This window comes from Actinopolymorpha sp. B17G11, from assembly GCF_040196095.1.
Classification (GTDB): domain Bacteria; phylum Actinomycetota; class Actinomycetes; order Propionibacteriales; family Actinopolymorphaceae; genus Thermasporomyces.
In genome coordinates this window covers 1-12494 of record NZ_JBEFTW010000051.1, presented here as the reverse complement: position 1 = coordinate 12494, position 12494 = coordinate 1, and the positions used below count along the sequence as shown (strand labels likewise).

Annotated in this window: 11 protein-coding genes; 7 read left to right on the top strand and 4 right to left on the bottom strand. The window is 67.7% G+C overall.

Annotated elements, in window-relative coordinates:
* The first annotated feature begins 5 nt into the window (after positions 1-5).
* Positions 6-257 carry a hypothetical protein gene (locus ABN028_RS32240; protein WP_349699221.1) on the top strand — a complete coding sequence of 84 codons (252 nt, stop codon included), beginning with the start codon at positions 6-8 and terminating at the stop codon, positions 255-257.
* Positions 258-276: 19 nt separating this feature from the next.
* Here ABN028_RS32240 and ABN028_RS32235 read toward each other — a convergent pair whose 3' ends face one another.
* Complete coding sequence (locus ABN028_RS32235; protein WP_349331296.1) at positions 277-849, bottom strand: TetR/AcrR family transcriptional regulator; 573 nt, start codon at positions 847-849, stop codon at positions 277-279.
* Between the two features lie 110 nt (positions 850-959).
* Here ABN028_RS32235 and ABN028_RS32230 point away from each other — a divergent pair, with 110 nt between their 5' ends.
* Positions 960-1928: an aldo/keto reductase gene (locus tag ABN028_RS32230; protein ID WP_349331298.1), complete on the top strand. Its 969-nt coding sequence runs from the start codon at positions 960-962 to the stop codon at positions 1926-1928.
* A gap of 37 nt (positions 1929-1965) precedes the next feature.
* On the opposite strand, the gene ABN028_RS32225 is transcribed toward ABN028_RS32230, so the two are convergent.
* The 3 genes from ABN028_RS32225 to ABN028_RS32215 are packed head-to-tail and all read right to left on the bottom strand — an operon-like array spanning position 1966 to position 6358.
* Positions 1966-4050 carry an ABC transporter ATP-binding protein gene (locus ABN028_RS32225; protein WP_502879232.1) on the bottom strand — a complete coding sequence of 695 codons (2085 nt, stop codon included), beginning with the start codon at positions 4048-4050 and terminating at the stop codon, positions 1966-1968.
* Positions 4047-5780, bottom strand: coding sequence for an ABC transporter ATP-binding protein (locus ABN028_RS32220; protein ID WP_349699220.1), 1734 nt, complete (start codon positions 5778-5780; stop codon positions 4047-4049). Before ABN028_RS32220 ends, ABN028_RS32225 begins: the two co-directional genes overlap by 4 nt.
* A complete protein-coding gene (locus ABN028_RS32215) occupies positions 5774-6358 on the bottom strand; it encodes a TetR/AcrR family transcriptional regulator (protein WP_349699219.1) in 585 nt (194 codons plus the stop codon). The genes ABN028_RS32220 and ABN028_RS32215 overlap by 7 nt, the downstream gene beginning before the upstream one ends.
* Before the next feature lie 546 nt (positions 6359-6904).
* Here ABN028_RS32215 and ABN028_RS32210 point away from each other — a divergent pair.
* The 5 genes from ABN028_RS32210 to ABN028_RS32190 all read left to right on the top strand — a co-directional run bounded on the left by ABN028_RS32210 (position 6905) and on the right by ABN028_RS32190 (position 12372).
* Positions 6905-7756, top strand: coding sequence for an IclR family transcriptional regulator (locus ABN028_RS32210; protein WP_349331301.1), 852 nt, complete (start codon positions 6905-6907; stop codon positions 7754-7756).
* Positions 7753-9060 (top strand): FAD-dependent oxidoreductase, encoded by a 1308-nt coding sequence (locus ABN028_RS32205; RefSeq protein ID WP_349699218.1) that lies wholly within the window; start codon positions 7753-7755, stop codon positions 9058-9060. The genes ABN028_RS32210 and ABN028_RS32205 overlap by 4 nt, the downstream gene beginning before the upstream one ends.
* A 16-nt stretch (positions 9061-9076) precedes the next feature.
* Positions 9077-10444 carry an ABC transporter substrate-binding protein gene (locus ABN028_RS32200; RefSeq protein WP_349331303.1) on the top strand — a complete coding sequence of 456 codons (1368 nt, stop codon included), beginning with the start codon at positions 9077-9079 and terminating at the stop codon, positions 10442-10444.
* A gap of 61 nt (positions 10445-10505) precedes the next feature.
* Positions 10506-11456, top strand: a complete 951-nt coding sequence (locus tag ABN028_RS32195) for a carbohydrate ABC transporter permease (RefSeq protein ID WP_349699217.1) — start codon at positions 10506-10508, stop codon at positions 11454-11456.
* Positions 11457-11541: 85 nt separating this feature from the next.
* Positions 11542-12372: a carbohydrate ABC transporter permease gene (locus ABN028_RS32190; RefSeq protein ID WP_349699216.1), complete on the top strand. Its 831-nt coding sequence runs from the start codon at positions 11542-11544 to the stop codon at positions 12370-12372.
* Positions 12373-12494 lie beyond the last annotated feature (122 nt).

Below are 12494 nucleotides of genomic sequence, written 5' to 3'. Positions count from 1 at the left end.
GGACGATGCCCGATCACGACGACGCCGGATCGCGTCCGCACGTGGGTCCCGTACCTCCCCTCGACCAGGATCGGCTTGTGCTGGGGAAGGTCGTCGACGACGGAGAGTCCAGCGCCGCCGAGATCGGTTACTACGAAGCGTTTTCGGATCCGCTCGTACGAAAGCTGGACGAGATTCGGCAGCGTCGGGCCGGGCAGTATCTTCGCCGGATGAGGCGACGGCGCCGGCCCCAGTCGCACGGCCGTCGAGACCGCTGATCCGGCACCCTCGTGGCGTTCACTGCCGGTGGGATCCCGCTCCGTCGAGAAACACGCTGACGGCTGAAGCGCTGGCCCGCTCGACCCCGAACTGCTCCCGGATCACGAGTTGGAGCGCCTTTTCCAACAGCCCGGTGTACATCGCGAAGAGAACGTCTGCCGGAAGGTCATCGCGAAGGCTGCCGTCGTCGATGCCTCGGCGGAGCAGGTCACGCACGGGCTGGTTGATCCGGCGATCGAACTCGGCCGCGTCTTCGACATGCTTCTTCCCGGCCTGCGCGAGGACGGCGTACTTGCTCCCCGCCGCGACGACTCCCCTTGTCAGGCGGGCGATTCCCTCCTGCACCGGGGTGGTGTCGAGTTCGGCGTCGGCGATCCGCTCGCGCAGTTCCTCGACACCCGCCTCCGCCAATCCCTGCAGGAGTGCGTGTCTGGTGGGGAAGTAGCGGTAGAGGGTGGCCCGCCCCACGCCCGCGGCCCGCGCGATCTCGGCCATGGGGACCGCCTCGCCGCGCTCAGCGAACGCCACCGCCGCCGACTCGAGGATTCCGGCGGCGACGTGATCATGCAGGGCGCGACCTTTCTTCACCATCCCCGGATGTTATCGCGACGTCTCGATTCTTGACATCGATGCCTGTGATTGAGACAGTGATGTCTCATACGGGGTGCTCACGAACCGCGAAGACGACCAGGGACGTGACTATGGACAAGCGACGGTTGGGTACGACGCAGCTCGAGATCACGCCCATCGGGCTCGGCTGCATGCAGTTCGCGGGCTCGGGCCTCGTCGAGGGGTTCTATCCAGTCCTCGCCGAGACGGCCGTCCATGCGGTCGTCCGGGCCGCACTCGATGCGGGGATTTCCTGGTTCGACACGGCCGAGATGTACGGCAGGGGCCGGTCGGAACGCTCACTCACGACCGCCTTGCGCGGGTGCGGCATCGAACCCGGCGAGGTCGTGATCGCCACCAAGTGGGCACCGCTGGCGCGCACAGCGTCGAGCATCACCCGCACGGTCGACGCCAGGTTGGCATCGTTGCAGGGCTTCCCGATCGACCTGCACCAGATCCACATGCCGTACGGCAGTGTGTCCTCCCTGTCCAGGCAGGTGCACGCCATGGCGAAGCTCGCGCAGGAGAGAAAGGTCTCGGCGGTCGGGGTGAGCAACTTCTCCGCCAGGCAGATGGAGAAGGCCAGTCGACTGCTGCGGTCGTACGGAATGACGCTCGCCGCCAACCAGGTGCAGATCAACCTGCTTCACCGCGATGTCGAACGCAACGGCGTGCTGGAGACCGCTCGCCGGCTCGGCGTGTCGCTGATCGCGTACGCACCACTGCGAATGGGCATCCTCACCGGCATGTTCCACGACGATCCGGCCAGGGCGCGGTCGCTTCCCGTCATGCGCCGGATGGCGGTCGGACACGGCAACCGCAAGCTCGCCCGCACGGCTCCCCTCATCGAGGAGCTCCGCGCGATCGGGAAGGCGCACGGGGCCTCGGTCGGACAGGTGGCACTCAGCTGGCTGACCACCTTCTACGGCGACACCGTAGTGGCGATCCCGGGCGCCTCGAAGCCCCATCACGCCACGGAGAGTGCAGGTGCGATGGACATCCGGCTCACCCCTACCGAGCTCGAACGCCTCGACGAGGTGTCCCGTCGCTGCGGGGGATGACCGCCCCCATCTGCCGAGGCGAGAGGCCCAGGCGGGATCATCGGGGAGCGAGGGCGGCACCGCCGGCACCCGCGCCCGCTTCCATCACCTCCGCGTCGACGTCGACGAGCGCCTGCGAGAACTGCGCGTTGTAGAGCCGGGAGTACGCACCCTCGGCCGTGAGCAGTTCGGCATGCGTGCCCTGCTCGACGATCTGGCCGTGCTCCATCACGAGGATGAGGTCGGCGTCGCGGATCGTGGACAGCCGGTGCGCGATGACGAAGCTCGTACGGTCCGAACGCAACGCCGCCATGGCGTGCTGCACCAGCACCTCCGTGCGGGTGTCGACCGAGCTCGTCGCCTCGTCGAGGATGAGCAGCGACGGATCGGCAAGGAACGCCCGCGCGATCGTGATCAGCTGCTTCTCGCCCGCGCTGACGTTGCTGCCTTCCTCGTCGATCACGGTGTCGTAGCCGTCGGGCAGGCTGTGCACGAACCGGTCCACGAACGTCGCCCTTGCGGCGGCGAGGATCTCCTCCTCACTCGCCCCCGGGCGGCCGTAGGCGATGTTGTCGCGGATCGTGCCGTTGAACAGCCAGGTGTCCTGCAGCACCATCCCGATCTCGCCGCGCAGCTCGCTGCGCCGCATCGCGGTGATGTCGACGCCGTCGAGGGTGATCCGGCCGCCGTCGAGCTCGTAGAACCGCATGATCAGGTTGACCAGCGTCGTCTTGCCGGCTCCGGTCGGCCCGACGATCGCGACCGTGTGACCTGGCTCCGCCACCAGGGAGAGGTCGTCGATCAACGGGTTGTCGGGTGCGTACCGGAAGGAGATCCGGTCGAACTCCACGCGGCCCCGGCGCACGGTGTCGCGTGCCGGCTTGGTCGGGTCCGGAGTCTGGTCGTCGGCGTCGAGCAGGTCGAACACCCGCTCCGCCGAGGCGACACCGGACTGCATGACGTTGGCCATCGACGCGACCTGCGTGAGCGGCTGGGTGAACTGCCGGGAGTACTGGATGAACGCCTGCACGTCGCCGAGCGTCATCGCGCCCGACGCGACCCGCAGGCCGCCGACCACCGCGACCACCACGTAGGTGAGGTTCCCGATGAACATCATCGTCGGCATGATGATCCCGGAGATGAACTGCGCGCCGAAGCTCGCCTTGAACAGCTCCTCGTTCTTGGCGGCGAACGTGGCCCGCACCTCACGGTGGCGGCCGAACACCTTCACCAGTTCGTGCCCCGTGAACGCCTCCTCGATCTGGGCGTTCAGTGTTCCCGTGTGCGTCCACTGCGCGATGAACTGTTTCTGGGAACGTTTCCCGATCTGCTGGGTGACGAGGACTGACAGCGGCACCGCCACCAGCGCGATCACGGCCAGCAGCGGTGAGACGACGAACATCATGACCAGGACGCCGATGACCGTCAGCAGCGAGGTGAGCAGCTGGCTCAACGTCTGTTGCAGGCTCTGGGAGATGTTGTCGATGTCGTTGGTCACCCGGCTCAGCAGCTCACCGCGTGGTTGCTTATCGAAGTACGGAAGGGGCAGCCGGTTGAGCTTGTCCTCGACGTCGGCGCGCAACGCCAGCATCGCGTTCTGCACGACGCCGGCCAACAGGTGACCCTGCAACCAGGCAAGCAGGCTCGCGGCAGCGAAGAGCCCCATCGCCAGCAGCAACACCGCTGCCAACCGGTCGAAGGCGATGCCGGCGCCGGGCACCACATTCATGCCCGAGAGCAGGTTCGCGAACTCGTCGTTCCCGCTCGCGCGTGCGGCCTGCTCAGCCTGCTCCTGGGTGACTCCGGCCGGAAGCTGCTTGCCGATGACGCCCTCGAAGATGATGTCGGTCGCGTGACCGAGGATCTTGGGTCCGATGACGTTGAACGCCACACTCACCAGGGCGAGGGCCATCACGGCCGCCAGCTGAAGCCGTTGCGGGCGGAGCCGCCCGAGCAGCCGCTTGGCCGACGGTACGAAGTTCATCGACTTCTCGGCCGGCATCCCCGCCGCCATCCAGGGCGGCCCACCCGACCGGGCCCGCTGGCCTGCTTCCGGCAGACGGCCGGGAACCGTCTTGCTTCCGTTCTCACTCACACCTTCACCGTTCCTCGGCGTCCCTCCGTGCGGGCTCCTCGCGCTCATGCGGCCTCCTCAGCGGTGAGCTGGGACTCCACGATCTCTGCGTACGTCTGGCAGGAGTCGAGGAGCTCGGCGTGCCGGCCGACGCCGACGATCGCCCCGTCGTCGAGCACGACGATCTGGTCGGCCTCGAGGATCGTCGACACCCGCTGCGCCACGATGACGACGGCGGCGTCCGCGGTGACCGGGCGCAGGGCGGCGCGCAGGCGCGCGTCCGTGCCGAGGTCGAGTGCCGAGAACGAGTCGTCGAACAGGTAGATCTCCGGCCGCCGGACCAGCGCCCGGGCGATGGCGAGGCGCTGCCGCTGTCCGCCGGAGACGTTCGTACCCCCTTGTGCGATGGGGGATTCGAGGCCGTCCGGCATCGCCTCGACGAAATCGCGGGCCTGCGCGATCTCGAGAAACGCCCAGAGTTCGTCGTCGGTGGCGTCAGGATTGCCGTAGCGGAGATTGCTGGCGACCGTGCCGGTGAACAGGTACGGCTTCTGCGGCACCAACCCGATCCGGCTCCACAGCAGGTCCTCGTCGAGTTCGCGCACGTCGACGCCGTCCACCAGCACCGCACCGCCCGTGACGTCGAACAGCCGCGGCACCAGCGACAGCAACGTCGTCTTGCCGGCGCCGGTGCTGCCGATGATGGCGGTCGTCGTGCCGACAGATACGCGGAACGAGACGTCGCGCAGCACCGGCTCCTCCGCACCTGGGTACTGGAACTGCACGTTGCGCAGCTCCAACTCGCCGCGGGTGCGTACGTCCGTGACCGGAGTCGCCGGCGGGACGACGGAGGAGTCGGTGTCGAGCACCTCGGCGATCCGCTCGGCGCACACGGCCGCGCGCGGAACCATCATCATCATGAACGTCGCCATCATCACCGACATGAGAATCTGGACCAGGTAGTTGAGGAACGCGGTGAGAGCGCCGATCTGGATCTCACCGGCGTCGACCCGAAGGGCGCCGAACCACAGGACCGCGACGCTCGACGCGTTGAACACCAGCATGACAATGGGAAAGATCATCGCCATCAGCCGGCCGACCCGCAGCGCGGTATCTGTCAACTCGGCGTTGGCAGTGCCGAACCGCTGTGTCTCATGAGGTTCACGGACGAACGCACGGACCACGCGGATGCCGGTGATCTGCTCGCGCAACACCCGGTTGACAGCATCGATCCGGGTCTGCATGTCGCGGAACGCCGGGGCCATCCGGCGCAGGATCAGGCCGGTGGCGACGACGAGCGTCGGGACGCTCACCAGCATCAGCCACGACAGGCCGATGTCCTCGCGCAGTGCCATGATCACGCCACCGACGCACATGATCGGCGCCATGACGAGCATCGTGCAGGTCATGACGACAAGCATCTGCACCTGTTGCACGTCGTTGGTGTTGCGCGTGATGAGTGACGGGGCACCGAAATGCGCGACCTCACGTGCGGAGAACGTCCCGACCCGCTCGAAGACCGCGGCGCGCACGTCCCGGCCGAAGCTCATCGCCGTGCGGGCACCGAAGTAGACCGCGGCGATCGAGCAGGCGATCTGTATCAGGGTGACGAGTAGCATCCAGCCGCCCGTCCGCACGATGTAGCCGGTGTCGCCCGTGGCGATGCCGTCGTCGATGATGTCGGCGTTCAGGCTCGGCAGGTAGAGCGAGGCCATGGTCCCGACGAGTTGCAGGAGTACGACCGCCGCCAGCGGTCGGGCGTACGGTCGTAGGAAGATACGAAGCAGGCGGATCAACATCGATGTTCTCCGGGTGGGTGGTGACGGCGTACGCCGTCCAGGAGGACAGCGGCGATCTCCTCGGGAGTGAGCAGATCGCCGTCGGTGATCATGAAGTGCGACCCGGAGAACGTCACCAGCCGCACGAGTCGTGCCGCATGGTGCAGTGAACACCGGAGTTCGTCCCGGTCGGGTTCAAGGACGCGGGCGATCGCCTCGTGGATCAACTCGTTGGTGGGGCGGACCTTCGCGCGGTGCGCCTCCACGTCGTCGGGAGGATGGTGCATTCCGACGGCGGTGATCAGGCCGATGATCTGGATCAGCCGTCGTTGCAGGATGCCGGTCAGCTGGGTCATGCGTTCGGACAGCGTCAGGTCAAGGTCGATGCGGCCGATCTCGTCGAGGAGTGGAGCCGTGTCGAGCGCGACCGTCAGCGCCGCCTGGATGAGGGCGGCCTTGTCGGGGAAGACGCGGAAGATGGTTCCCTCGGCGATGCCAGCCGCCTCGGCGATCTGCCGAGTGGTGACGTTGGACCCGTGCGTCGCCACCAGCGGAATGGTGGCGTCGATCAGCGCCGCGCGGCGATCCTCCGGTGACATCGGCCGGGCGCGTCCCGGGTGCTGCCGGCGGGGCGCCTCGCCGCGTGGGGCGACCTCGGGTGCGTCGGGTCGCGCCGGTGGGGTGGTCGGCGGCGATACGGAAGAGCCCGCCGGCGGAGTAGCCGATGACCTGGGCGGTCTCTGCTGCGAATGGCGCGGCGGTGGCTGGCCGGCCGGCGACGGTTGTGCGAAGGACACGCGCAGACGCTAACTGAGTGAGCGGCTCACTCACAACGGATTGTCGAAGGCTTTGCCGGCCCTTGGCGAAAGCGGCTGCACGTGTGCTTTCGAGTCGTCGCGGGTCACCTGCTTGCTGCCGACCACTGCGTCCCGGTAATCTTCGCGCACCGCAGTGTAGGACTCCGTTCGATAATGTCGAACGACCACGGGGCGTTCGAACGATCAGGCCGCCGGTGTCCTGCGCTGCGCACCACTGTGTGGTCCGGGTCTCGCGCGACGGGGCCGTTAGGGCGACTGGGGGCGTCCGAACGAGGTGTCGAGCGACTGTCGTTCCAGGCATGAAGGGGATCGAAGGAGCTGAGGCCCGTGCCGTCTGAGGAGCCTGGAACTGTCGCCGGCGAGATCGCCATGGCGTTGCGCCGGACGTCCATCCAGGCCATCGACCGGAGCGTCGCGATGCTCGAGGTCATCGCCAAGGCGGGCCCCGGCGGCATCGCGCTGAAGACGCTGAGCGGCCTCCTCGGGCTGCACGCGTCCACGGCCCGGACCCTCCTCGCCTCCCTGGTCACCCATGGGCTGCTCCGCCAGGACGAGGGCACCCGCCACTACTTCCTCGGCGCGCGGTTCTTCGAGCTCAACCGGATCTACCTCGCCCAGACCGATCTTTCCTCCGCGGCGTCGCCGATCCTTCGCGACCTGTGGGAACGTACGAACGAGACGGTCCATCTCGCGATCCTCAAGGACACCCAGCGCGTCGACATCTCCGTACTTGTCAGCCGGCAGCTGCTCAACATCAACCCCACGACCGCACGGTTCACCGACGAGGTGGCCGTTCCGCTCTACCGCACCGCCGCGGGGAAGGTCCTCTTCGCCGGCGTCAGCGACGAGCACCGGGAGCGGATGCTCGAGAGCGCTCCCTGGCAGGACGACGGTCGCCCACCGCGCACCCGAGCGGAACTGGCCGCACTCGTCGCCGACGTACGCACCCGCGGTTATGCCACCAACATCGAGGAGGACGTCCCCGGGGTGTGCGGGGTGGCTGCGCCCGTCCGTGACCACACCGGCGAGACCGTCGCCGCGGTCTGCATCGGCTATCCCACCGTCCGCCACACGCCCGCCCACGACGAATCCCTGCGTACGGCCGTCGTGAGAGCCGCGGGCGAACTGTCAGCCCTGCTCGGCGCCCCGCGCCCGGCAGCTGCGGTGGACGCCATATGAGGGATGCCTACGACGTCATCGTCGTCGGCGGCGGCCCGGCCGGGTGTCCCGCCGCGATCCACGCCGCCCTTGCCGGCGCCCGCACCCTGCTCGTCGAGAAGAACGGTGCCCTCGGTGGCACGACCACGGTCGCCGCGGTGGCCCTCCCCGGGCTGTTCCATGCCTGGGGGCGCCAGATCATCGCCGGCGTGGGTTGGGAGATGGTGCGGCGGTCGGTGGAGATCGCCGGCCGCGACCTCCCCGACTTCTCGCGTTGGGAGCTTCCGCATTTCAAGCTACAGGTTCCGGTGACTCCGGCGATCTATGCCGCCGTCATCGACGAGACCGTCGCCGGTGCAGGAGTCGAGTTGCTGCTGCACACGATGATCGGGGAGGTCACCTGGTGCGGTACGCACTGGGACGTCACGCTGTGCACCAAGGAGGGGTTGGTGCACACGCGGGCGGCACGCCTCGTCGACTGCACCGGCGACGCCGACGTCGTCGCTCTCGCCGGACTCCGCCGCCTGACCAATCCCCACCGTCAGCCCGGCACGTTGATCATCCGGTTGGGTGGCTACGACCGCGACGACCTGGACTATGCCGCGCTGGCTCGTGCGTACGACGAGGCGGTGGCCGAAGGCTCGCTCCTGCCCGAGGACATGGCATCCAACCCGATCCAGAAGTTTCTCCGCAAGGGCGGTGAGAACGCGATCCACGTCACCGGCGTGGGCGCCGGCACCAGTGCCGCCAAGACCGCCGCCGAACTCGCCGGCCGCCGCGCGATGATGCGGATCTTCACGTTCCTCAAACGTCAACCTGGCCTGGCCGGTCTACGAGTCGATGCGTGGGCGATCGAGACGGGCGTGCGGGAGACGTACACGATCGACGGGCTCGACCGGATCACCGAAGCCGACTACTTCACCGGCCGGCGCTGGCCCGAGGCGGTGTCCTACAGCTTCTATCCGATCGACGTCCACCGCCCCGACGGTGACGGCATCGACATCCGCCCACTGCCGGTCGGGACGTTCCCCACGATCCCGCGCGGTGCGATGATTCCGCGCGACCACGGCTACATCGCGGTCGCCGGCCGGCCGGTCTGCGGTGACCAGGCCGCCAACTCCGCCTACCGCGTGCAGGCGTCGTGCATGGGCATGGGGCAGGCGGTCGGAACGATGGCGGCGCTGTCGGCGAAGACGGGCGTACGCATGCAGGACGTGCCCATCGAGGCCATCCACGACGGACTTCGGCGTGCGGGCGCCGTCGTGCCGGGGGATCCCGGCACACCAGGGACACCGCAGGACAGCGTCACCTCGACCCACGTGTGAGGACGAAGGGATATCCATGAGCAGCAATGACGCTGTAGTGGCTGGCGGCTTCGCCCGAGCCCGTTCCGCCGGGCGCGGCCGGACCTCGAGCGCCGCCGCCAGGTTCGGCGCCCTGGCGCTGGGATTCGCGATCGCCCTCGCCGGCTGTGGCTTCGTCAACACCGACGACGGTGGTGGTGGTGGCGAGGGCGGGCCGGGCAAGGGCGCAGGTGGTGCCAAGGTGACCGCCTACGTCAACACCGAGCAGAACACCGGTCTGGCGAAACTCATCGCGGCGTACGAAAGATCCTCCGGGACCACCGTCGACATCTCCTCGGCCGAGACCTCCGAGCTGAACGAACAGCTCAGGATCCAGCTCACGTCCGGAACGGCCGCCGATCTCATCCGGGTCTCGCCGGGATACAGCAGCCCGGTCGCGGCCGGTGTGCTCGGCACTGCGGAACTCGCCGACCTGTCCGATGCCTCCTGGGTGGACGCGATTCCCGACGACACCGCCGCGCTCGCGACCGTCGACGGCAAGACGCTCGCCTTCCCGGTGAGCCGCAACGCCATCATCATGGCGTACAACAAGAAGGTCTTCGCCGACGCCGACGTCGAGGTGCCGACCACCTGGAGCGAACTGCTCGCGGCCTGCGACAAGCTCGAGGCGGCCGGTGTGACGCCCATCTCCACACCGCTGCAGGACGGCATCTACCTGCAGTTCTGGATGTACGCCCTCGCCGCCACCCTCGTCTACGCGGAGAACCCCGACCTCGATGAGCAGATGGCGGCCGGGAACGTCGACTTCGTCGACAACAAGCCGTGGAACGACGTGTACGCGAAGTTCCTGTCCCTGCGCGACGCGGGCTACGTCAGCGAAGGGTCGCTGGGCATTCCGTTCGACCAGGGCATGCAGTCGGTGGCGACGGGTGAGTCCGCCATGATCCTCATGGTGTCGGGCGGTCTGCCGCAGCTCTACGGCTACGCCGAGAACGGCGCGGAGGACTTCGAGGTCTTCGCCCTGCCCGCGACCGACAACGCGGCCGACACCCATCTCCCGCTCGCGCCTGACTTCATGGCGGTCAACGCCGCAGCGGACAACGTGGACGCGGCGAAGGACTTTCTGGAGTTCCTCGCCAAGCCCGAAAACGTCGAGGCCTACGCCACCACCCTGGGCGTGCTCCCCGGCCTCGACGTCGAGGTCGACCTCGGGGAGACCGCGCTGCAACCGGTCCTGCCACTGTTCGACGAGGGCCGGACCGCGCCGTTCGCCAACTACCTCTGGCCGAACGGCGACACCCAACAGACGCTGTTGCAGTCCGGGCAGGAACTCTTCGACGGCAAGATCACCACCAAGGAGCTGCTCACCCAGATGGACGCGGACTACGACAAGGGGACACCGTGACCGCGCCGCCGGGGAATGACCGGACGAACCGGCGAGGGCCTGGATTCGTCGTCCTCACCCCATGAGCGTGGAGCTCGACCGCGCGACTGGGAGTCCGCCCGAGAAGCCACGGCCGGCCACTCCCGATCGGTCGCACCGGGGACGGCGTCGAGGCGAGGTTCCGTACCGCTTCGTCGTTCCGGCGTTGGCGATCTACGCGCTGGTCGTGCTCTATCCCACGGCATCCGGGAGCGTCTACGCCTTCACCGACTGGGCGGGTCGGCGTGGCGCCCCGGATGTCGTCGGCTTCGCCAACTTCGCCGAACTGCTCGCGACCAGGCAGGCCGTGGGCGCACTGACGAACACCCTGGTCATCGCGGCGGCGACGACCGTCGTCCAGACGCTCATCGGTCTGGCGCTCGCCCTCGTCCTGCACTCGGCGCTCGTGAGCCGCAACGTCCTGCGTACGTTGTTCTTCGCGCCCGCGCTGCTGCCGCCGGTCATCATCGGCTTCCTGTGGCAGTACATCCTCACGCCGGGCGGCCCACTCAACGGCGCCCTTCGTTCGTTCGGACTGGACGGGCTCGCGCGGAACTGGCTGGGCGACTCCTCGCTCGCGTTGGGCAGCGTGATCGCCGTCGTCATCTGGCAGCACGCCGGGCTCACCATGGTCATCTATCTTGCTGGGCTGCAAGGTGTGCCGGTCGACCTGCTCGAGGCCGCGAACCTCGACGGTGCGTCCCGGTGGCAGCGACTGCGGCACATCACGCTCCCACTGCTCATCCCGGCGACCACCATCGCGATGTCGCTCACCCTGATCAGTGGCCTGAAGATGTTCGACCAGGTCTTCGTGATGACGAGCGGCGGGCCGGGGTACGCGACGGAAACGCTGTCCCTGCTGATGTACAAGGAAGCCTTCGTCTCCGGACGCTACGGCTACAGCACCGCGATCGCGCTTGTCCTCACGATGATCGTGTTCGCGTTCGCGATGCTCCAGCTCAAGGCGTTGCGGCGGTTCGAGGTGGACGCGTGAGCACGAGGAGCCCCCACGGAGGTACGCCGAGGAACGAGGCGTCCCGGAGTGAGGCACCGCAGTGGTCACGCGAAAGGGAAATGGCATGAACCCACGTCGGTTCACGTGGGGCCGGGTCGGGGCCGAGGTCGCGATGATCGCCGTCGCGCTGGCCTTCGTCTTTCCGTTCTACGTCTTTCTCACCGTCTCGTTGAAGACGCCGCGCGAGGTGGCGGTGAACCCGCTGGGGCTGCCGCCGCGGCTCGACCTCACGAACTACACGACGGCCTGGGAACGTGGCGACCTCGGCCAGGCGTTCGTCAACAGCCTCACCGTCGCGGGACTGTCGGTCGCGTTGCTGGTGCTGTGCGGCTCGCTGGCGGCGTACTTCCTCGCCCGGCGGATGTCCCGGCTGAGCTACGGGCTCTACCTGCTGTTCCTGCTCGGGCTGATGGTGCCGCTGCAGCTCGGCATGGTGCCGTTGTACCAGTTCATGCGCGACGTCAACCTGTTGCGGACCTACACCTCGCTCATCCTCTTCGAGGTGGGTCACCAGCTTCCGCTGGTCGTCTTCCTGTACGCGAGCTTCACGCGGGCGCTGCCCCGGGAGTACGAAGAGGCGGCGGCGATCGACGGTGCAGGTCGAGGGGCGACGTTCCGGCGGATCGTGTTCCCCCTGCTGCGACCCATCACCGGGACCGTGGTCATCCTGAGTTCGATCAACATCTGGAACGACTTCCTCACGCCGTTGCTCTATGTGGGTGGCAGCCCGCAGCAGACCCTGCCGGTGGCGATCTTCGCGTTCCGTGGGGAGTTCACGGCGCAGTGGGGAATCATCTTCGCCGGAATGGCGCTCGCGATCCTGCCCATCGTGGTCATCTACTTCCTGCTGCAGAAGCACATCATCAAGGGATTTGCGAGCGGCCTCAAAGGCTAGTACGGCGTGGCGTTAATGATTGGACGGTTGTTCCTGGGAGGATGCTGGTATGGCTCATCCTCCTGCTGCGGCGTTGGTGTTGCATGACGGTGATCGGGACGTTCTTGGTTCGTGGGTGCGAT